This is a genomic window from Alicyclobacillus sp. TC (genome assembly GCF_016804365.1).
GTDB lineage: Bacteria > Bacillota > Bacilli > Alicyclobacillales > Alicyclobacillaceae > Alicyclobacillus_I > Alicyclobacillus_I tolerans.
This window is the reverse complement of record NZ_CP044435.1, coordinates 18,634-38,590: the sequence shown is the minus strand read 5'-3', so window position 1 is coordinate 38,590 and position 19,957 is coordinate 18,634. Positions and strand designations below refer to the sequence as shown.

Here is a 19,957-nt window from a genome sequence, read left to right as displayed (position 1 = left end):
CAAATAACCTGTGCGCGACTGACAGCTTTGTTGTACGTTGCGGCCTCCCTGTCCAATTCTTCGCTTGTGATAAAACCAAAACACTACATGCAGGGTTGACCTAACAGACTATCGATGGGTGATAGTCGTAGTTATCCCAATTGGTTGCTGTTGATAGCACTAGAGTTGAAGCAAGCAGTGAGTCTCGTATCGAACTAAGCAAAAATGGGCGATTCGGAGACATTCACATCAAGTTGCATGTGTTGTAAGGGAAAGCTGGTTCGTTCCATATTAGGGTTAGTCCTTCTGGATTGACCCGTTTTCGTTTCTCGCTATTGTTTAATTTTTCAAGTCAGTGGGCAGGGACAGATACCACACCATGAAGAATATGCAAGAAGGCAGGTAGAAAGCATTCGGGGATAATATTACAAACATAAAGGGGTTTGCTTCACTATGTTTAAGAAAATCATGAACTTGTCAGAAGCTATCACATACAATCAAGCACAGGAAATTTGTGAACGGAACGGTGCAGTTGCCTATCCGAAAGTAAGGCTTGCAGATATTCTGCCGATTGAAAACAGTGGTATTTCCGACCCGCCTGAAGATGTCGGCGGGGCGATGGGCTACGCACTTTTTCTGCAAATCATCAGCCAGCCCAGTCATCCAGAGTATGAAGAAATGAAAACATGGAGCGGAGGCAATTTCAGTCCAACCCTGTTTGATAAGGATGCGGTGGATGAGGAATTGCTAAGGAGATTCATGAAATAACAGGATGTCCGAGGGGCGGACGAATTGAGAAGAGTTGCTGTCATCGGCTCTCGCATTGAAGACAAGGCATGAAGTCGGAGGATACCTGGCTTCGTTGGAGTCCAATTCCACAATCATGTAAGAGGAGACAGTCATGAAAATCTTTCGATTCGATGCAGACATTGGCCAACCAGTCAGGGGCTTCGGTAGCCACGATGTCAGGTTGTCCCGCATCCGGAGAGACCCATGCTGTTGGCGAAGTGACCATATTTTCAGGGGCGATCAAATTGTTATTTCTGAACCATGAATTAGCGTCTCAAATCGAGGATGATATGCGTCAAGGGAACCAGCAGCTCGTCGATGCATGGCGAGCGGCGGATTCGAATTCTACCGTACAGGTTTTACAACTGGATGGTGTTCTGGCCGTCTACGGTGGACCCGGATGCCCCGTCAATGAAGCCGTTGGCCTGGGGATGTCGCACTCGATAGATGGCGAAACATTGACCCAGGTAGAAGAATTCTATGAATCCAACAGGCATCCCACAGTGATTCGAGTTTGCCCGTTGGCTCACCCTTCTCTAATAAAGACACTACAGAATCGTAACTATGTTCTTTCAAGTTTCGCATACAGGTGGGTACTTGATCTGCAAACATGGGATCCGCCACATTTGCATGAGGTTGACCCACGGGTGCGAGAGGCGACAGTGGACGAAGAAATAACATGGGCTCGAACGGTAGCGGCTGGATTCATCGATGCGGAAGATGTTCCGGATGGCTATGATCTTGGACTGTATCGAGCATTTTTCCGTATGAAGAGTTCGATCCCGGTTATTGCAATAGATAACGGACAGCCTGCTGCGGGTGGGGTAATAGCATTGAATGGAGAAGTCGCAGCATTGTTCGCAACGAGCACCCGTCCATCATATCGGAAACATGGGCTGCAAACGGCCATGCTGGATTGGCGATTGCATATTGCAAAGGAACATGGAGCACGTATTGCGACAATTGAAACGGATCCCGATTCTAATTCGCAACGAAATGTGGAACGTGCAGGGTTTCGGCTAGCGTATGTGGCCGTTCAAATGACACGGGCGTATAAACATTCCGAGGCTTGATCTGGTTTCCTGTGTACTGCAGTGCCAAGTGTTCGGTGTCCAACGGGTAAAGAAGGGGGCAATCATGTGCAGAGTCAGTGGCTCATTCGACGGGTAGGCTACAGCGACTACGGACAGATCGCAAGAGTTCACGTCGACAGTTGGCGAACGACGTATAAAGGCATCGTACCGAATGATTATCATGATGAGCTGTCGTACGAAACAAGCGAGGCAAGGTGGCGTCGAGTATCAGCGCAAAATGGCCCCGATTATGCCATGTTCGTAGCGGAAGATGAAGATGGCCATATCGTTGGGTTTGCAAACGGTGGAAAAGAACGTGAACGTCAAATCCCGTCCACCTTGCACTCCCCCCTCATGCTGTAGCAAAGTCGTATATGAAAGCAAACCCCGCCGGGGAGCCAGCGGGGCACCTTCACATGCTATGCTTTTTTCGGTCTCCTGCGGATTCGCTCAGGCAGACGCTCCGACCACGGCAGCAACTCGTTCATTGCCGTCTGGTCGTCCGTCTGGATGTTCGGTAGCCGTTCGAAAAGGTACTCCAGGTACAGGTACGGGTTCAGTCCGTTCTCCTTGGCCGTCTCCACCAAACTGTACGTGGTGGCACTTGCTCTCGCGCCCCGTGGGGTGTTCGCGAACAGGAAGTTTTTTCGTCCGATCACGAACCGCTTAATCGACCGCTCACTCCGGTTATTGTCCAACTCCAAATGCCCGTCTTCCAGGAACGTGGTAAGTTTAGACCACTGGTTGAGGCAATAAGAAACCGCCTGCCCCAAGGCGCTCTTGGGCAGCAACTGTTTGTTCTGCTCCTGAAGCCATGCCAAAAACTCGTCCAGCACCGGCCGGCTTAACCTCTGCCGCTCTGTGTGACGTTCTTCTGGGCTCGCGTCCTTCAGAGCGCGTTCAATCTTGAACAACCGGTTACAGTATTCTAATCCTATTCTGGTCGCTGTCGGTTTCTTTCGCTCCTCTGCTGGCAGCGCAGTGTGTGCCTCATGAAACTTGCGCCTAGCGTGTGCCCAGCACCCGACCAGCTTCACCCCTGGAAGGTCGTTGTACCCGCTGTACCCGTCTACGTGCAGGTACCCCTCGAATCCTTCGAGAAATCGCTTCGGGTGCTCTTTCGAGCGGGTCTCCTGATAGTCGAACAGGACAATTGGCGGTCCATCTGCACCACTGCGGTACAACCACATGTACGATGTCGTCTCAGCCGGTCGTCCTGGCTCATGCAGCACTTGCAGCGTCGTCTCGTCCGCATGAAGATACCGCCGCTTGCGCAATTCCTCGTGCAACTGGTGGTATATGCGTTCGAGCCATCGTGTCGCGCCTAGTACCACCCAGTTCGCCAGCGTCTGCCGGGTCAACTGCAGACCCTGCCGGGCAAATTGCTCCTCCAGCCGGTACAGCGGTAAGCCGTCCACGTATTTCTTGTCCATCACATACGTCAACATCGATGCGGATGCCAGGCTACCCGGTATCGGGGGCTTGGGCATCTGTGCCTTGACCATGGGCGTTTCGGTCCCATGCTTGTCGCACGTCCGGCATGTGTACTGTTATTGCACGTGTTCACGTACCTTTGTCTGTGCCGGAATGTGGATGAGCTCGCGACGGATTTCCACACCCGCCTCGTCCATCACCTCGCCACAACACGGGCACTGACGTTCCTCCTCCGACAGACGGTACTCCACCCGTTTCACCGGAAGGTCTGCCAGCATGGCATCCCGCTGGCCAGGCTGCTTCTTGCGTCGCTCATAGGTCACCGTCTCGAGGGTGGGTTCCGTTGCCTCCGGCTGCGCCTCAACCTCGGCCTCATTGAATACCAGATCCAAGCGCATCTGGTCATTCGCTACGCGTTCGCTGGACTTCCCAAATTGCCGAACGGTGGTCAACGATGCCAAGGCGCAGGGCGTGTTCAACGCGCAACTGGCGCAAAAGGTGAAGCAGGACGCGGTGCAGGCCGTGCTGGAACAAGGCGCGAACCTGGCGGCGCTCGCTAGCAAAACGGTGGGCAATGTGCAAAGCCTTGTTGAATCACTGGTCGAACAGGCGGTGGCGAAGTACAAGACGCAGGGTTCTGTACAATCGGCGCAGAATTCTCCTGTCGATAATGGACAGGGGACGGCTCAGACAGTATTGTGATCGGTGGGATTAGGTGCAATGGAGATAGGAAGAGGGGCGACCAAATTTGGCCGCCCTCCCGTTTAATCATCTTTTAGAGAACGCAACCTTTCTTCCCAATCACGGGGGAATCCCATTTTCGATACATCAATAACCGATTCATAGCGTTCGACCAACGACGCTAAATTTGTTACGAAGCTATCCCATTCAGCCGCGGGTTCATACAAAAACGCTGCTACATAAATTGCAGCAAATAGGCTATTCGAGTCAGGGACATAGCTTCGATGCTCGTCGAGGATTTTTGGGGCAAAGACTAACTGTTTGTTATAAAGACGTGAGTAGTGTGCACACGCATTTCGTAGTTGAACTAAACAGCGCATCCAACTTTCAAGAAAGGAGCAATCAATTTGGTACCCATCTCGTGAAATGTCATTTCTGTTTGCGCGAGGTAAAATAGAGTAAAGCTTCGAAACTGTTGCAAAGGACATCATCTCTGAAGCAACCCATATTGGGTACTTTCCGTCGTACTTAGTTGCGTAATGGGTTTTGAAGAGTTCGCTACTACGCTTTATTTCTTGGTCTATTCTTTCAATCATTTGCTCATGAATAGATTTCTCCTTTGTCCGGAAATTAGAAGAATTTCTATAGCCGAGGGGGCCAAAGCTGATAGCCAAATGGTAGGTCAATTTAGTACGAAATGAAATCTCAATAGCCTCCAGTATTCCGAGTAAAATGTTTCTCAGCCGTGCATCAAACTGATATGTATCATAAATCATTTGAAATGATGTGCCTGATTTATACGCTTGCTCACTTTCTTTATATTCGACTAAATACCCCGAAAGCCGATAATAGCTAATTCTTTTTAAAACATTCAAAGCAAAACCATCGTCTTCTATTATAAGTTCACGTGACTTCAGGATCGAAAGCTGTTCTTCGTACGTTTTAGCCTGTTTTAGTTCAGCCATAACAATCCTTCCTAAACAAAACAAATCGGCCCACGGGGGTCCGCATCGTTGAGAGGCGTGGTGGGCACTGTTAGCATCATAATACGACTTATGCATTCAAAGTGCAACGGGGACAGACGTGCACACTCAGACCTTCAACTCACAAATGTATGGTGCGTTAGGCCGTCAATGCTTCTTTATTCGCTATATGTGGTGTTTCGTCTCATAAAGAATTTTTTTGGGCCATCGCCAAAGCGGCGATGTTCAGGCCTAACGTCCACGCGTGCACTCGCGTTCCCCCCTTTACGAAGGTATCCAAGTGGCTATCATAGGCGTATCATGGTTGGTGTAAGGAGGGGCTTGGCCCCTGCCTTACTTCCGCTGGCGAGGCCTCCGACGTTTCCTAGGCGCCCGGAGGCCTTTGCTTCTTCCAAAAGTAGCCCCTAATCAGCGTTCTCGTATGGCCAATACTTAGTCCTCAGGTCTTTCAGTTCCTCACTACGCGCTTCAAAATCTTACCGCAAAAACAACGTAACCCGTTCCTGCTTCTTCAATGTCTTCAGTTCCCCATTATGCACGGACAGTCCCACGGCCTGCAGTGAACAATCCGACATCCCCGTAATAGATATTACGCGAATACTTGACGGCTGTCTGCCAATAGACCAAGATTATGTCCATGATCTAGCGACACGAACCGACATGGAGAGAAGCGAACGACATGAGACCGTTTTTGAAATGGGCAGGTGGAAAGTACCGCTTGATCGAACAAATTAAGAGTCGATTGCCTCTGGGGGCTCGACTTATTGAACCTTTCGTCGGTTCGGGTGCCGTATTTCTCAACACGGACTACGAGGAGTATTTGGTAAGCGACATTAACCAGGATTTAATCGCCCTGTACCAAACCTTGCAGCGAGACGGGGACGATTTCATTGCGTACTGCAAAGATCTGTTTGTCCCTGAAAACAATACAGCTGAGCGATATTACGAGCTTCGATCCGAATTTAACGCTTCGAGCGACCCGTGGCGCAAGTCAGCGCTCTTTGTGTATTTAAACCGCCATGGGTATAACGGCTTATGCCGTTATAACGCAAACGGCGAATTCAACGTACCCTTTGGCAAATACGCGCGTCCGTACTTCCCTGAAGACGAAATGCGACATTTCGTGCGCAAGGCACAACGGGCTGTATTTCTCTGTGAAGACTTTCGGACAGTCATGCGTGTCGCACAACCTGGTGACGTCATATACTGCGACCCGCCTTATGTACCATTGTCCTCGACCGCAAACTTTACAGACTACGCGGCGGGCGGATTCGGAACCAAGGATCAGGAGGAACTGGCTCGGCTAGCCGATCAACTTGGACAAGCTGACATTCCCGTGTTGATTTCTAACCATGCTACACCTTTCACAGAACGGGTGTATGCAGGAGCTGTTCAAGAATTTGTGGCGGTTCCACGTTTCATTAGCTGTGACGGAAAAAATCGAGGCAAAGTAAAAGAAGTACTTGCGCTCTTCGGAGGAAAATAACGATGCCGCGTCCAAAAACTCAAGGTGGTTTTGCCAATTCATCCGGCAGCGTGCTGGAAGGCACAATTCGCAGCGTGATGACTTCGATGGGTTTTGAAGCTGTGAAGTATTCGGATTACGTGAAACATCCTGAGCGCTACGGTACTGAATTGTTGCTACAGAACGTCCCATATAAGACGATATACGGTCACGAAGGTAAGACAGAATTTCTGCTGGTATCAAGCGAATACAATCTGTGCGTCCGTATCGAATGCAAATGGCAACAGTCGCCTGGTAGCGTTGACGAGAAGTACCCATACGTTTATCTGAATGCAGTCGAAGCTATGCCCGAAGAACACATTCTCATTGTTCTTGGAGGGCAAGGGGCAAAGAAGGGCGCCATCGATTGGCTCAAGCAGACGGCTGCGCAGGGGCGCTACGGAGCGGTAGCGCAGGGGAAGAAAATCGAGGTTATGTCTCTCGATGAGTTCATAGCTTGGGCAAATCGGACTTTTCGCGGTTAAGGAGGTGCGAAGTATGCTTAAATTAGTGAAAATCGACACAAATCTGGCTATGGCATACACCTATGTGTTTGACAATAACGGAAAAGAGGATTTGGTGATTGTACCTCTCGGAGCACAGATTACTGCTCAAAATATCTGGGGTGTAAACGGTTTTCCAATGTCAGAGGCAGGGCTATCCCTAGCTGAGCAAGCGATTCTTGATAATACTATTAAACAGTATATCCAACCCTTAGGTAAAAATGTTCGCCTCATCGACAATAACGACTCTTGGATTATCCAAAGAGCGCTTGACAGATATAGGGCGACGCATAGTAACTAACCCCACAAATCCTCAAACGTCGCCTCCGGGTCAATCTCACGAATCGCACGCCATCAACTTCCGCGCACTCAGGCTCGCGGGTCGCTGTGCGCGCCCTGTGGCGACGTTTAGTTACGCTCGTCTTCCTCAGGCCATAATTCTTCTATAGATACTCCGAGCACTCGAGCAATCGCTCTAGCACTACGTAGCGTTGGATCGGACTTGCCGTTGACGATCGCGCTCATAGCTCCTAGAGATATCCCTGTTTGCTCTGCAACCCATCCTTGTTTCAATCCTCGCTCTTTCAGGAGCTTCTTTAATCTCGTCTCCAACTTCAGCGTCCTCCACAGTCTTTTTCAACGGACAAGATAAAATTAGACGTCATGCTGCATAATCCTCTACCAATCACATCGAAATGAGGTGTTGAGCATGGTAAGAGAAGAAAAGCGCAAAACGGTTGTTTTCAACCTCGACAATGAACGCGAGGCAGCCCTCTATGAGTTTGTAAGTCGGTCAAATTTTGGGCAACTCGTGAAGAGGCTGTTGGCGCAGGAGTTTCAGCGCATCCAAGCCAATCGCAGTGCAGCGAAGTGATGGGAATAAAAAAACGCCCTCCGTGCAGGAGTGCGCAATCTCGCCTAATTGGCTGAGGCGATCTCAGCCTATGCCTATACCAATCCGATTTATGCCTGTCAGTGTGTGAGATCGAACAAAAATTTGTAACTGGCTAAGGCCGCGCCGCCCCAGAATAGTATTCTGCCGAGTATCACGAGTGGCATCACGTATCACCTCATTCACTAAGATGCGCGGAATCAGCCCGACTTAAACGGGAGGGATACCTGTGGCAAAGACAGTCGCGGTGGAGTGGGATGCGTTTTTTCAGGGGGAGATTCGCCCAAAAGATGTGGCCGCCGTCCGGGCGCTGCGTGTGCGCTATTTGACGCACACGTGACATCGCGATTGTCATCCTGGAGTTACTGGACGAGGTGTGTCATCGACTACGCTAAGCCCATCAAGCCGGTCTGCGTGTGGGACTTGGACTCACCTACGAGGGATTTACGGGTGGGTTTTACCGTTCCAAAGCCTTGGCCCGAGCCACAAACGCCCGGGCGAGCTGTATCCGGTGCTCTTGGCGCTACTAGATCAACATAGGGACGTTTCTGGCGTGCTTGTCGTGGATGTGCGGGATGTGGTTGGAGTGGAGGGGGTAAACAACGAGTCAAGGTAATTTAGATATTGGCGGTGCATCTTTAGTCGTTAAAAGAGATTCTAAAGCCAATACCTTATATTTGAGAGTCTTAAACTGTCTTTCGTGTCTTTTCTTTACGAAATAATAAGTAATAATTAAAATAATTAAAATAGAAATAAGAATAAAATAAATTAAACTGAAAATATTAAAATAAAGTAAAACATCTGATCGTGCAATAATCTGAGCTTTCGATGCCGATGATTCAGGTGTTACTTTGTTTTGTAGTTTCTTCATTAAATCGTTATAGAATAAATTCATCATTTGCGTTAAAGCATTAGCCATACTCATAAAAATAGTGCTTATCGTTGATATCACTAAACTCGCAATGGATAAGCCAATCGCAGGCAAGGATTTCACATCGGTTTCTAATCTCATACTAAGAAGCTCAAGTTCAACTTTTATTTTTTGGTATTGTAACTTTAGCTCAATTTTATTCATATTTCTATATTCTATAATATAGGATTCTATTGATTTTGGTTTAAACAAATGAGATTTTAATTTTTTGATAAAATGTTTCATTATGTATTACCTTCCCTCAGTTTATAGCTTTAAATACTTTCTTCCGGTTGTTCAAATCGAACGCTAGGTCCGTGAGATCAATGGGGCCACTAACGTGCGGCTAGGTCTCGTTTTGACCAAATGTATTCCGTCTTAGCCATGACCTCACTTTCTTGTATAGGCACATACTTGCCGCTAGGCACCCGTTTCGCCGAGCCTTCGGCCACGAGGCACTTCAATATCTGCGACTTGCAAGATGAGGTCTGTTGATAATCGAAGCCAAGCGCAGGTCCTATCTCTGTCGGCCCGATCGGACGCTGGTGTGTGTCGTAAAACTCCCGCTATTTTGCTGCTACAGCCTCATACATCATTGTGTTGGCTATGACCTCGGCTCCTGAGTATAATACCGCTCGTATGCTTGCGTATTGCATTGTAGCAAATCAGTGGGATGTCCGTATGCATAGCGGATTGACACCCGTTGTTTGGACATAGCTCCCGTTTTCTAGCTTAATCTCAGACTTTCACATTTGTCTTCGGCGTTAGCCCAGTCTCGTAGTGTTGCTTGTTGAACTCGGCTGGTGGCAGGTAATGCAGGCTTGAATGCAGCCGCCGATTGTTGTAATAATCCATAAAATCTACGACTGCTTTGTATGCCTGTTCATAACTTTCGAACTCGTACCGTGACAAACAGTCGTCTTCCAGAAGCCTGTGGAAAGACTCGATGTGTGCGTTCATATTCGGGCTCTTGGGCGGTATACGCTCGTGAGGAAATTCCATCGCTCACACTCCGATTCAAACAAATGACTCACAAACTGGGGGCCATTGTCGGAACGGATGACCAGCATCGGCGCACCGGATTGAAGAATCTGACGTTTCCACAGGGCTGCCCGAAAAGCTTCAACGGCATGTCTGGCTTCGCAGGTTAGGCCGATATGATATCCCACAATCTGCCTGTCGTACACGTCGATATAGGATAGCACGAAGAAGAAGCGATCTTCGCTTGTGATGTATCCGTATTTGATGTCCACTGTGTGTGGCAGGATAGAAGTGCAGGTTTGGGGCTATCCCTCAGTCATCTACGATAACTTTTGGGACAGCCTCGTGTAAGTATGCTTTTTATAGAAATGGAGGACTACCTGGCGTTAACGGTAAGATATGAGTGGCAAAGGATACAACTAATGTCAATCCAAGTAACATCCATGGCATACTCATTTTACGCATCCTAATCCCATCCTTTCTTCTAGAATCTTGGTAATACGTTGCAAATTTTGGGTGTCCCTATAATGGGTCAAGGACAGCAGATTCATAGCATGCCTTAGTGAATGAACCGCTTGATCCATATCATCTACAGCACTATAAAATTCAGCTGTAGCTAACCATAATAGACCTCTCAAGGGTCCGGACACCCTCGTTTTTTCAAATTCATGAATACCCTCCTCTCCTAAAGGTCGATCTTTAAGAGCTGCGGCCAAAAGAATTTGCTCATGTAAACATTCAGCTTGTTCCGATTCAGAACTATCACGGAGATGTCGAAATTCCTTGATGAGAGATTGAGCTATCGACCAATGTTGACTTAATCGATGGTATGTAATTTCATTTAAAACTAATATTTTATAGAGTTGTGGATTTTCCAAAAGATCAGCTAGATATTTAGCTCTGGACAAGTGCTGAGAAACGCCCTCTATTTTTCCTTGACCTAAATAGGTCGTCGATATACCAATATGAGCCCAAGCTTCACAAATTCCCATTCCATACTCTTCTGCATGAAGAATGGCTTGATGAAAACAATGTAGGGCGTTTGCCCAGTCACCTAGGTTGTAATAGCCAGTACCTAAATTAATTTGCATACGAACCCATCTTTCATCAGAGGGGCTGAGTAGTTCTGAAGCCATTTTGATAAATGTATTGGATTGTTCCCATTGTCCTAACTCGCGAGAGCATTTGGCTAAAAGCCACAAGATGTCATAGGAAATTTCGTAGTTGCAAGAAAACTCGGAGTGTACGAGTAAAGGAAGTAATGTATCGATGACTAATTGAGGTTGATTTAGCTCAGCCAATACTTTGCCTTTTTGATGAAGAATATGAAACACATGCGACAGAAAATGATGAGAACGGCAAAAAATGAGTGCAGCATCCCAATTTTCTAAGGCTTCATCCCAATAATGATGGTTTTGAGCCTTTTCCGCCTGAAGAAGTAAGGTTGTCAATATCTGCTGATAGGTTGTCTTATGGTTATCCGGAAAGAAAACAGAAACGGACACATTTAATTTTTTAGCAAGGGCTTCTAATTGCTGAAAGGATGGAGTTCTTCGATTGGCCTCATATTGACTAATAGTAGCAGCAGTAATGCCATCTGTGACGAGGTCAGATTGTTTTAGATTTTTTTCTAGTCGAAGAGAACGTAAGATTTCTCCAATAGTAGGCATATGGTTCACCATTTCCAAATTTGTATTGGAAGTATATCACAAATATGTGGGTGGGAACTAAGAATATAGTTAACAATTCGAGGAGTAACTATTGATTTATTGTATTTAGAAAATGAAATATAATCTCATTATGTTATAAATTTAGTAATATTCGGGAGGTAATGTTATGATTACGTGAGTTATTCAGTTGCTCACAATAACTGGTTATTGGCGGGTTCGAATCACCTCAATTCAAATTTTATGAGTATTTAGAATTCTTTTGTTGGTGTGTCAATATCGATGACGATCGAGTCTTGCTCATTTTGTCGCACGGCTTGACGGGTACGACAGCGGATGCAGATAAGACTGCAGATCTCTCGGCTGTACGAATAGGAGGTGAATATAATGCGCGATATCGTTTGGGACATTGTTTGGTAATAGGATTTTGATGATCTAGTTTTAGGTGTGTAGTGATATGGAGGTACCGCTCATTACTTAAATGAGCGGTATCGCTTACACTAAACAGTAAAGGAGAAAATCGCGTTGAAATTACTAAACGATAGTGTAATGGCATTTGATTTTCGATTACCTATATATAATTGGTTTTTCCCATTTTCCTATCAGGGAATTAGTGATCGGACTAGGGACATGGTTGGCTCTAATTCACTTGATATATTTAAAGTGGCAGGAATGGATCCTAAATTTAGGGCGCTCTATTTCCATGTACCATTTTGTGAAGCAATTTGTACGTTCTGTCCGTTCTCTAGGGTAGTATGCACAGATGAAGAAGTATTTGAACATTATACCAATGCTCTTATTAAAGAGATTCAAATAAAGAGCAGATACCCGAATGTTTCTTCTTACCCTATTGACGCTATTTTCTTTGGTGGTGGAACCCCATCAATATTAAATCCGTCACAGATTAGACGGATCGGGAAAACAATTAAAGAATGCTTCGATTTATCTCAGCTTAAGGAGTTTTCATATGAATGTCATCTAACCACTGTAACAGAAGACAGGTTGGAAGCACTCAATGATATTGGGGTAACCCACGGAAGAATGGGGGTACAGACGTTTAACCCCTTGTACAGGAAGTTATTCAATTTAGTAGAAGACACAGACCTAATTCGAGAAAAAGTTTCTTTATTGAAAAAGGCATTCCCATTTGTCTCAATTGATATTTTATATGGAATGCATGGTCAGACTTTTGACGAGTTTGTGCAAGACCTGCATTACGCGGTTGAATTACAGACACCTACCATAGATGTTTATCCCATAAACAATGCAGTAACACAGATACATTTGAATCGAGAGTTTCGGGAAAATAATTTAGAAGCAACCTCTGGTTTCTCAAAAACACTGATGAATGTTATTCTAAGGGAGTATATGGAAAAAAGTGGATATCTCCCCCATAACGGTCATGGTTATGTGAAATCCAGTAAAGAACATATTGAACAGCGCCCGGTCGTAACAGACACATATAGATTTCAGTACCACGAAGCACATTATGGATATAAAGGTCATGAGATCATTGGATTTGGTAGCGGTGCTTGGTCAGTTATGGATGGGTTTATTCTTGAGAATAAGGGTGATTGGAAGTCATACGTTTCAACCATGAGAGATCATAATCAACTTGAAATGAACTTTTTTGAGTTTGACCCGGTCATTTGTGAAAGTAAAGGAATTGCGTTTCATCTTCCTTACCATGGTGAAGTAGAAAAGAAGAAAATCAATTTTGAACTAGTGCGTCCAGAGGTTCTCGGGAGGTTACAGGAAGTCATCAATAGGGGTTTAGTCTATGATGATGGAACACACTATCGTCTGAGTGAGCTAGGATGGATTTGGTATGGTAATCTATTGTACTATCTGTCCCCGGACACAGAACAAAAAGCGATTTTAAATTTTATTGAACGACGTTCTCAACAAAAAGGTCGTTATGTGGAGGATTGGGACATATCCTTTGACTTCAACAGGGAAGTTATTATTGCTTAATAACGGATGTGGTTGCCAACCTAGTTCGTATATATAAAGGGCAACCACATTTTTGGGGAGGATTATCAGATGAGAGGTACTTTTAAAAGCGCAACTTCTGGATTCCCATTGAAGGTCATCTCAACGTCCTATCACATATCCGGATGTCTAGAATCTTTTGATAATCGAGATTCCCTAAAAGTTGGCCAGATAGATCAGGCTGTTTTTGCTTGTTCCCAAATTGCACATAGGGAATGCGTATCAATACAATATAGCAATAACGTTACAAATGGGCTTACATTGATGGCTGTTTTTCAGGATGCTCGTCTTATGATGAATATTCAAATAGAACAAGAATGTATCATTTTTGATCTTTGGGCAAATGAACCGAGCTTTCCTACACGGTTTTTAAATGCGTTAGTATTGGTTTTGAAACCTAGTCAGGTCCATATCGATGACAGGGGAATCGGAGAGTGCGATGCAAAGTAAGAAATCACTGAATTATAAAGTAGTACGTTTAGCTGCTATAGGTACCCTTTTTGCATTATCCCAGTACATCACCTTACCAGTAATGGCATTGTATTTAAATCAATTCTTTCATATCTCAATCCCAATGGTCGGTATCCTATTGGGTGTCCCTATGATTATATCGTCTATATTTGGAAGATTCGCATCCGTAGTTGCTAGACGTCTCGGGAATGTGAACACTTTAAGCGCGGCGCTAATATTATATGCATTTGATTATTTGGGATATACGCTTTTTAAACACCCAGATATTATTTATTTAATATCCTTATCCATCGTTGCTGGTTTAAGCCGTATTCTTTGGCAACCAGTTTTCAAAGGTATTTATGCCCAAGTTGCCACTGAGAGTTCAAATGCTGATACAATTTTTCGCATAAATTATTTAACTATTGTAACAGGTGCAAGTGTTGGACCGGTATTAGTCATTCTATTGGGTGGATTTCAGCCAGTTATATGTATATATTCAACATCATTCTTGTATATATTTATATCAATATTAGTATTATTCAATCGAAATTTCTTTAAAAGCTTTGAATTAGGAACGAATATTCTAAATATTGACGAAACCCAGTCGGATGTACAGAATAAGCGAGAGCTAAGCATTACACTATATTTATATATATTTGGTGGGTTTCTTATTTATTGTGTTTTTTCAGAATTTGAATCCGTCTTCCCGCTTGCCCTGAAATTTGTTACATATCGTCCCGCCAGTTTGTTTTCGGAGTTATTAATTCTAAATTCTATTTGTGGATTTGTGTTCCAATCATTGATGATCTTTTCAAAGAGAAAGCCACGTGATTCACAAGGTCTATTTATAGGGAACCTTGCATTCTGCATTGCTTTTTTGACGTTCGCAATATCTCTACGGATACACATCATACTTGTAGTGGGGACAATCATATTTACTATTGGGGAGATATTCGCTCTTCCAGGTAGTGACATTGCTATAAACCGATTAGCACCCAACGGACAAAAGGCAGCATTTTTCGGATTGGCAGAATTCCGGATATTGGGCTTTACAGTTGGACCAGCATTATTTGGATACTTGTTATATCAATTTGGATACGTAGAAATGTTCTTGTTCTCTATTCCATTTATCGTTCTTGCAAGCTTGTCCTATTGGTATGGATACCGCATACTCAAACGATACCTGCGTACGGATAGAACTGATTTGTCACAATCAATTATAACGGAGAGATAATCGCAATCCATCATTATAAACATTTGATGAAATTTATACATTAACGATTCTGTTTTAATTCGAAGGGCTTATTGGGGTAGAGCCAACGATGTTATAAGGTGGACCCCATTGTCAAGACACTGATTTTCTAGTTTAAGTTATGAACGCATTACTGACTTTTCAGATAGCAGCAGGAGGATGTAGTGCAGTGCGCCCCTGCTGGAAATAAACTTCAGCCGGCGTCAGATAGCTCAGTGATTGGTGTGGGCGGTCGTAGTTGTAATCGTGGATGAACTAGTCACTTTCTTTCGATATCCAATGGAGATGCGCAGGTTGATTTACACAACGAATCTGATTGAAGGCTACCACAGGCAACTTCGTAAGGTGACCAAGGGAAAGAGCATCTTCCCGACGGACGATTCCCTCACCAAGATGCTATTCCTGGCCACGATGGAGGTTACGAAACGCTGGACCATGCGGATTCAGAACTGGGGGCAGATTCTCAGTCAGTTCATGATAGACTTTCCGGATCGTATCGAACAGTACGTCCGCTAAGGTCACTCAAAGGAGTTTACACAAAATTATTGACAGACCCAAATTCTACCACTATTTGTTTTGTGGTCATTTGCGGAGATTGTTTGTTTAACAGTAGCTCTTAGACTGTTTCACTCTCAACCTTTCGCTATGGTTATTGCTGGTATGATACCTGCTTTACTAGTTCCTATATTTAAGCAAACAAAGTAAAGTAATGCGAATGGGCCAGTCTACACTGATCGCAATCTTTGCACCAGAACCCACTTGTATAACTCCGGACCATATTGATGTACCCAGCGCATGATGGTGGTATGGGCAACATAAACGCCTCTCTCCTCAAGCAATTCAACGGTGTCACGATAACTCAAGCTGTATCGTAAATACCATCGAACAACCATCAGGATCATGCAACCTTCGAACTGCTTCCATTTGAATACATTCATACATACCGACCATATCTCAATGATTGATAAGATGATCGTAGCAATCAAGTGGTTTTTGCACAGAACCATTCATTTAACAATATAAAGAAAAGACTACTATGGATTTCTTAATGTCCGATCATGATGACCACAGTTACGTACCAAAATCACACCCTGTTCTTTATATTGCCAGGTAATACGCAAATCCATATTGGCTGAAGCTTCCCAGACTGACTTTGTTCCCTGTATTCGTTTCGTACGAAGGCTAGGATGTCGAGGTTCCTTAGCAAGCTGTCTTATAGCCGAGCGTATTACAAGCTGCGATTCCATGTCCAATTTCTTAAAATTTTCGAGAAAGCGTTCCGAATAAACAATCTGAAACTCAATGTCCATCTCTTTTCATTAGGTCATCTAGCACCGACATCGCCTTATCCAGATTCATCGGCCCTTTGACCGCTCCTCGCTCTATCTGTTCATTGATTTCTCTTTCCTCATCCTGCCACTCTTCCGTCCAATACCAGGTCTGATCTTTGGGAATAGCCACAGTAGGTACAAGCACAATTCTTCCATCTTCCAAGCGAGCCTCTAGAATATCTCCGGGCTTCAAACCTAGACTCTCTACAAATGCCTTCGGAATTGTAATTTGACTCTTCGTCTTAAAGTTCACGTTTTCTCGCAACATGCCAGTTACACTCCTTATTGTTACTGACACTATATGCATCACCTATTGCAGGATTATCAGAAAGTTAGAAATTCATACTCTGAGTATATTCAAACATTCAAATTATGTCTACTAAATCTTACAATCCGCACAATTTTAATCACATGGATTATAAAATATAAGAAAATCTCTTTAACCCAATATTTTCTTCACAATCCCACTCGTCCTGATGGGTTATCGCGAAACAAACTTCCTTCCCGTATGTATCGTCTCAATGTGACTAATGACTTGTGCCGGGTTTGTCGCATAATGTCCCGTTCCAACACACCATTGACCGCAGCCTGTGTGGCAAATCCAGCACGCAGGCTGTGGCCGGCGAATTGGTCAGGATCTAGCCCGACCTTTTGTGCGTAACGTTTGATGATTAAAGCTACGGATTGGGCGGTCAGTGCTCTTGGTTCCACATTGTCGGACTTATTCACTTTACGAAAGATCGCTCCATCCACGATAAACGCCTCATCGAGCCAAGTTTGTAGTGCTGTAACGGGGCAAGTGGATGCCTGTTGGCCACGTACAATGGCAATCCGTTGTCCTTCTCCCTCCTGATCGGTTTTACTTTGTGGAATGGTCATGACTACGCCATCCTCACGAAATTCAACATCCTCCCATCGTAATGCAACGAGCTCTGACCGTCGAAAGGCTCCAGCAAACCCAATCAGCAGAAGTGCTTTATCTCGGAGTCCCCGGAGTGTAGTTGTGTCGATAGCGTCGATCATTTTTCGCAACTCGTCCGTAAGAATAGGTTGTTTAGGTTCAGCAGCTATGCCATGTTCTCTGCGAATGCCACGCCATACGGTACGCACCAATAGGGACCGGGTGGGGGTTTCCCATTGTTTGGCTTGATGTGCTAAGGATAGAGATGAAAGTCGACGAACGATGGTACTGGTTTTCGCACCGGCTTCGGCCAGCGCGGAGATATAAGCAGCGACCGTTTCGGGAGTGGCAGGTAAACTTTGTCGTTGATGAGCCTGGCACCACTGGACAAAATCCTTCCAATCGGCGCGATAAGCACGTCGACTATTTTCTGCATGTGAACGTTCCAGATAACGTTCAACTCTGTTTTCGAAAAGAGCGCGATCTACTTTAAAAATGGATTTATCCAACATGGTCGATGTCTTCTTCCAACATGTTCTGCTGTTCCTTTGTGCGTAACGTTTCGAGTTTTGATTCGTAGGCTATGATTCTAGACCAAGACTGGGGAAAAGTGTCCTCCGAAGAAGCAAAGGCTTCCAGTGCATTGAGTAAACGATCCCTATCGGTTGTTCGTACGCCTGGAAGCAATAGGAAACGGATCAATGCGTTTGCAATAGCTTCATGAGAGAGTGTAGGTTCCACCAGTTGTAGCATGCGGCAACACTCTGCAATTGCTACCGCATCCACGAACACACGTGCACGATTTTGGGCAGCCCATTCGAGAACTTCAACGAGTGGATCAGCACTTTCGCTACCCAGCAGAAATTCCACAATGATATCTGCATGTGCAACCCATGTCTTCATCAATACGAATTCTCCTCTTGGTTTGGCGTTGGGTGTTCTGTCGTTGTATGAGCGGAATGATCCGTCCATTGCTGCTTTTGTAATAATCCACGTACAGTATTCACTTGAATCGACTTTAAATTTTCCAAGTAGACACGTCCCGTATCATCCGTACGAAAAGCAATACGATCGTTAGGTTGTATTTGTAGGAGTTCTCTCACTTCTACAGGCAAAGTAATTTGAAACCGTTGAGAAAGACGCACGATGGATAACAACAACTTCACCACCTCATTTTGAAATGTACGTTATTTATGAATATATCATATTTCTTTATATTTTATCGGAAGAACTCTTATGATGTTAATTATGAGAATCTACACGTATTACTAGCGATAACTTTATCTTATCGATACTAATATGCAAATAAAAAATGGATATCTATGGATGATGTATGGTTTTAATTTAGACGTATAAGGATTGAATGGGTGGATATTTCAAGAAGTTACTGTAAAAATACGGACTTGCGGAGAGATACAAGATGAACTGCAAAGGATATGGAGGGTAAGGATATGAGTGTATGTTAAGTTTAGCCTCTAGACTATCCGCTATTGTCTCGATAGACTGTAAACAAGTTTGAGTGCGGAAAAATTCGATATGTCAGATAGAAAAAGGGGTACTGCTTAACATTGCAAATCCATACCAGTGAGTATAGAATTTTCGAATATCTTTGGGAACGAAGCCAACACCGACGCCGCCCTTCACCCAAAAGTTATCAGGCTGTTGCACGTAATTATTATAAGCGTTTTCCAGAGGCAACAGGGAAAATCACTTCCCTGGAAATGCTTCTGCAGCAGTTTGGTTCTTTCCATAATGCAACCATTTCTTTTATGAGAACTTACTATTTAATTCATGGTGGTATGGAAATACCCGACTACTGGTTGGGGTGGATGACCAATAGAGTCAATATTACTTGGGATAAGCGTGGAGGTGTTTATTTACGTATTATCGAAAAAGACAGCCTATGGATAGATATGCTACGACCTTTGTTAGAACCTGTATCTATTTTTCAAACTGGTCGAGGGAAGTCATCCAAGGATATACGTTCCCATAATCTTGATCTCATATTTACGGTTATGCTGTTATGGGAAACGAATACACACCCAGTTTTTCGACCCACATTGGACTTTTTACGTGGATATATCGAAGGACATAGTTTCTTTACCCCGTTAGGTCATGATAAGTATCGCTTAACGATTCACGGTCCACTGACGGAAGCTTGTCGACATTTGTTAGTCAATTTAGGGGCAACTTCATCTACACAAATCCTCCTACATAAAGGTACACCGAGTTGGAATATTCATACTAAGAGTATCCGTCGGATTCGTGAAACACTGTATCCTCAGGATAAAGATTTTATTTGTCATCCTGAATTCCGGGAACAGATTTGGAAAATCTAATAGTTATCAAAAAAATGATCGACCTGCTAAGCCTTCGTACTTCAGCAGGCCGATCGCTTTAAACAAAATTTTCTTAATGGGATATTTTCTTGGCAATGCTTTCGATTTCTTGTTTAGACAGGTTGGCCACGTCCACGATGTCTTCTATTTTCATACCTCTACGAAGCATGTTCATAACAATTTCCATACGACCTTCCTCGCGGCCTTCTTCACGACCCTCTTCGTAGATCTCTTCTGCCAGTTTGAACACTTTTCTCAGCTCCTTCCGAAATAGAAAGGGCTGGCCGGGGTGT

General features: G+C 44.6%; 23 protein-coding genes and 3 pseudogenes. 13 read left to right on the top strand and 13 right to left on the bottom strand.

What is annotated here, in order from left to right; genetic code table 11:
- The first annotated feature begins 432 nt into the window (after positions 1-432).
- From FY534_RS14025 to FY534_RS14015, 3 genes are all read left to right on the top strand, one after another.
- Positions 433-747: an IS1096 element passenger TnpR family protein gene (locus tag FY534_RS14025; protein ID WP_203115850.1), complete on the top strand. Its 315-nt coding sequence runs from the start codon at positions 433-435 to the stop codon at positions 745-747.
- A 266-nt stretch (positions 748-1,013) separates the two neighbouring features.
- Positions 1,014-1,841 carry a GNAT family N-acetyltransferase gene (locus FY534_RS14020; protein ID WP_238413783.1) on the top strand — a complete coding sequence of 276 codons (828 nt, stop codon included), beginning with the start codon at positions 1,014-1,016 and terminating at the stop codon, positions 1,839-1,841.
- A 66-nt stretch (positions 1,842-1,907) separates the two neighbouring features.
- Complete coding sequence (locus FY534_RS14015; protein WP_203115848.1) at positions 1,908-2,204, top strand: GNAT family N-acetyltransferase; 297 nt, start codon at positions 1,908-1,910, stop codon at positions 2,202-2,204.
- A gap of 56 nt (positions 2,205-2,260) precedes the next feature.
- Here FY534_RS14015 and FY534_RS14010 read toward each other — a convergent pair.
- Positions 2,261-3,727: pseudogene (locus FY534_RS14010) on the bottom strand (IS66 family transposase); the annotation flags it as partial.
- On the opposite strand from FY534_RS14010, the gene FY534_RS14005 reads away from it, so the two are divergent.
- Positions 3,720-3,977 carry a hypothetical protein gene (locus FY534_RS14005; protein WP_203115847.1) on the top strand — a complete coding sequence of 86 codons (258 nt, stop codon included), beginning with the start codon at positions 3,720-3,722 and terminating at the stop codon, positions 3,975-3,977. The pseudogene FY534_RS14010 and the gene FY534_RS14005 sit on opposite strands and share 8 nt — an antisense overlap.
- Before the next feature lie 62 nt (positions 3,978-4,039).
- Here the strand turns inward: FY534_RS14005 and FY534_RS14000 are convergent, their stop codons facing one another.
- Positions 4,040-4,921 carry an Abi family protein gene (locus tag FY534_RS14000; RefSeq protein WP_203115846.1) on the bottom strand — a complete coding sequence of 294 codons (882 nt, stop codon included), beginning with the start codon at positions 4,919-4,921 and terminating at the stop codon, positions 4,040-4,042.
- Positions 4,922-5,618: 697 nt separating this feature from the next.
- Between FY534_RS14000 and FY534_RS13995 the strand changes: the two genes are divergently transcribed.
- The 3 genes from FY534_RS13995 to FY534_RS13985 are packed head-to-tail and all read left to right on the top strand — an operon-like array spanning position 5,619 to position 7,247.
- Positions 5,619-6,425, top strand: coding sequence for a Dam family site-specific DNA-(adenine-N6)-methyltransferase (locus FY534_RS13995; protein WP_203115845.1), 807 nt, complete (start codon positions 5,619-5,621; stop codon positions 6,423-6,425).
- A gap of 2 nt (positions 6,426-6,427) precedes the next feature.
- On the top strand, positions 6,428-6,928 hold the full coding sequence (locus FY534_RS13990; protein WP_203115844.1) for a PD-(D/E)XK nuclease superfamily protein: 501 nt from the start codon (positions 6,428-6,430) through the stop codon (positions 6,926-6,928).
- 13 nt (positions 6,929-6,941) lie between these two features.
- The gene (locus FY534_RS13985) at positions 6,942-7,247 is read left to right on the top strand and encodes a hypothetical protein (RefSeq protein ID WP_203115843.1); all 306 of its coding nucleotides are present in this window, start codon (positions 6,942-6,944) and stop codon (positions 7,245-7,247) included.
- 107 nt (positions 7,248-7,354) lie between these two features.
- Here the strand turns inward: FY534_RS13985 and FY534_RS13980 are convergent, their stop codons facing one another.
- Positions 7,355-7,558, bottom strand: coding sequence for a helix-turn-helix transcriptional regulator (locus tag FY534_RS13980; protein ID WP_203115842.1), 204 nt, complete (start codon positions 7,556-7,558; stop codon positions 7,355-7,357).
- Positions 7,559-7,655: 97 nt separating this feature from the next.
- On the opposite strand from FY534_RS13980, the gene FY534_RS13975 reads away from it, so the two are divergent.
- Positions 7,656-7,820, top strand: a complete 165-nt coding sequence (locus tag FY534_RS13975; RefSeq protein WP_203115841.1) for a hypothetical protein — start codon at positions 7,656-7,658, stop codon at positions 7,818-7,820.
- Between the two features lie 625 nt (positions 7,821-8,445).
- Here FY534_RS13975 and FY534_RS13970 read toward each other — a convergent pair.
- The 4 genes from FY534_RS13970 to FY534_RS13955 form a co-directional block, all read right to left on the bottom strand.
- A complete protein-coding gene (locus tag FY534_RS13970; RefSeq protein WP_203115840.1) occupies positions 8,446-8,994 on the bottom strand; it encodes a hypothetical protein in 549 nt (182 codons plus the stop codon).
- Between the two features lie 492 nt (positions 8,995-9,486).
- The gene (locus FY534_RS15100; RefSeq protein ID WP_203115839.1) at positions 9,487-9,708 is read right to left on the bottom strand and encodes an integrase core domain-containing protein; all 222 of its coding nucleotides are present in this window, start codon (positions 9,706-9,708) and stop codon (positions 9,487-9,489) included.
- The gene (locus tag FY534_RS15095) at positions 9,705-9,953 is read right to left on the bottom strand and encodes a DDE-type integrase/transposase/recombinase (protein WP_370541579.1); all 249 of its coding nucleotides are present in this window, start codon (positions 9,951-9,953) and stop codon (positions 9,705-9,707) included. The genes FY534_RS15100 and FY534_RS15095 overlap by 4 nt, the downstream gene beginning before the upstream one ends.
- A gap of 228 nt (positions 9,954-10,181) precedes the next feature.
- Positions 10,182-11,399, bottom strand: a complete 1,218-nt coding sequence (locus tag FY534_RS13955) for a helix-turn-helix domain-containing protein (RefSeq protein ID WP_238413782.1) — start codon at positions 11,397-11,399, stop codon at positions 10,182-10,184.
- A gap of 522 nt (positions 11,400-11,921) precedes the next feature.
- On the opposite strand from FY534_RS13955, the gene FY534_RS13950 reads away from it, so the two are divergent.
- The 4 genes and pseudogenes from FY534_RS13950 to FY534_RS13935 form a co-directional block, all read left to right on the top strand.
- A complete protein-coding gene (locus FY534_RS13950) occupies positions 11,922-13,370 on the top strand; it encodes a radical SAM protein (RefSeq protein ID WP_203115836.1) in 1,449 nt (482 codons plus the stop codon).
- Positions 13,371-13,439: 69 nt separating this feature from the next.
- On the top strand, positions 13,440-13,838 hold the full coding sequence (locus FY534_RS13945; RefSeq protein ID WP_203115835.1) for a hypothetical protein: 399 nt from the start codon (positions 13,440-13,442) through the stop codon (positions 13,836-13,838).
- Positions 13,828-15,075 carry an MFS transporter gene (locus FY534_RS13940; protein ID WP_203115834.1) on the top strand — a complete coding sequence of 416 codons (1,248 nt, stop codon included), beginning with the start codon at positions 13,828-13,830 and terminating at the stop codon, positions 15,073-15,075. Before FY534_RS13945 ends, FY534_RS13940 begins: the two co-directional genes overlap by 11 nt.
- Positions 15,076-15,345: 270 nt before the next feature.
- Positions 15,346-15,609: pseudogene (locus tag FY534_RS13935) on the top strand (transposase); the annotation flags it as partial.
- Between the two features lie 242 nt (positions 15,610-15,851).
- On the opposite strand, the pseudogene FY534_RS13930 reads toward FY534_RS13935, so the two are convergent.
- The 5 genes and pseudogenes from FY534_RS13930 to FY534_RS13905 form a co-directional block, all read right to left on the bottom strand.
- Positions 15,852-16,031 (bottom strand): annotated as a pseudogene (locus tag FY534_RS13930) (IS6 family transposase); the annotation flags it as partial.
- Between the two features lie 361 nt (positions 16,032-16,392).
- The gene (locus tag FY534_RS13920) at positions 16,393-16,692 is read right to left on the bottom strand and encodes an AbrB/MazE/SpoVT family DNA-binding domain-containing protein (RefSeq protein WP_203115832.1); all 300 of its coding nucleotides are present in this window, start codon (positions 16,690-16,692) and stop codon (positions 16,393-16,395) included.
- A gap of 188 nt (positions 16,693-16,880) precedes the next feature.
- Entirely contained in the window at positions 16,881-17,837 is a 957-nt protein-coding gene (locus FY534_RS13915) for a site-specific integrase (RefSeq protein WP_203115831.1), read from the bottom strand.
- Entirely contained in the window at positions 17,827-18,231 is a 405-nt protein-coding gene (locus FY534_RS13910; protein ID WP_203115830.1) for a hypothetical protein, read from the bottom strand. The genes FY534_RS13915 and FY534_RS13910 overlap by 11 nt, the downstream gene beginning before the upstream one ends.
- Positions 18,228-18,485: an AbrB/MazE/SpoVT family DNA-binding domain-containing protein gene (locus FY534_RS13905; protein WP_203115829.1), complete on the bottom strand. Its 258-nt coding sequence runs from the start codon at positions 18,483-18,485 to the stop codon at positions 18,228-18,230. Before FY534_RS13905 ends, FY534_RS13910 begins: the two co-directional genes overlap by 4 nt.
- Positions 18,486-18,893: 408 nt before the next feature.
- On the opposite strand from FY534_RS13905, the gene FY534_RS13900 reads away from it, so the two are divergent.
- Positions 18,894-19,664, top strand: a complete 771-nt coding sequence (locus FY534_RS13900) for a hypothetical protein (protein WP_203115828.1) — start codon at positions 18,894-18,896, stop codon at positions 19,662-19,664.
- A gap of 73 nt (positions 19,665-19,737) precedes the next feature.
- Here FY534_RS13900 and FY534_RS13895 read toward each other — a convergent pair whose 3' ends face one another.
- Positions 19,738-19,914, bottom strand: coding sequence for a hypothetical protein (locus tag FY534_RS13895; RefSeq protein WP_203115827.1), 177 nt, complete (start codon positions 19,912-19,914; stop codon positions 19,738-19,740).
- Positions 19,915-19,957: the final 43 nt, after the last annotated feature.

Bases quoted from the DNA above. Each gene is read 5' to 3' on its own strand.
- FY534_RS14025 (WP_203115850.1), top strand. From the start codon at position 433: ATGTTTAAGAAAATCATGAACTTGTCAGAAGCTATCACATACAATCAA.
- FY534_RS14000 (WP_203115846.1), bottom strand. From the start codon at position 4,921: ATGGCTGAACTAAAACAGGCTAAAACGTACGAAGAACAGCTTTCGATC.
- FY534_RS13995 (WP_203115845.1), top strand. From the start codon at position 5,619: ATGAGACCGTTTTTGAAATGGGCAGGTGGAAAGTACCGCTTGATCGAA.
- FY534_RS13990 (WP_203115844.1), top strand. From the start codon at position 6,428: ATGCCGCGTCCAAAAACTCAAGGTGGTTTTGCCAATTCATCCGGCAGC.
- FY534_RS13985 (WP_203115843.1), top strand. From the start codon at position 6,942: ATGCTTAAATTAGTGAAAATCGACACAAATCTGGCTATGGCATACACC.
- FY534_RS13975 (WP_203115841.1), top strand. From the start codon at position 7,656: ATGGTAAGAGAAGAAAAGCGCAAAACGGTTGTTTTCAACCTCGACAAT.
- FY534_RS13970 (WP_203115840.1), bottom strand. From the start codon at position 8,994: ATGAAACATTTTATCAAAAAATTAAAATCTCATTTGTTTAAACCAAAA.
- FY534_RS15100 (WP_203115839.1), bottom strand. From the start codon at position 9,708: ATGAACGCACACATCGAGTCTTTCCACAGGCTTCTGGAAGACGACTGT.
- FY534_RS13955 (WP_238413782.1), bottom strand. From the start codon at position 11,399: ATGCCTACTATTGGAGAAATCTTACGTTCTCTTCGACTAGAAAAAAAT.
- FY534_RS13945 (WP_203115835.1), top strand. From the start codon at position 13,440: ATGAGAGGTACTTTTAAAAGCGCAACTTCTGGATTCCCATTGAAGGTC.
- FY534_RS13940 (WP_203115834.1), top strand. From the start codon at position 13,828: ATGCAAAGTAAGAAATCACTGAATTATAAAGTAGTACGTTTAGCTGCT.
- FY534_RS13920 (WP_203115832.1), bottom strand. From the start codon at position 16,692: ATGTTGCGAGAAAACGTGAACTTTAAGACGAAGAGTCAAATTACAATT.
- FY534_RS13915 (WP_203115831.1), bottom strand. From the start codon at position 17,837: ATGTTGGATAAATCCATTTTTAAAGTAGATCGCGCTCTTTTCGAAAAC.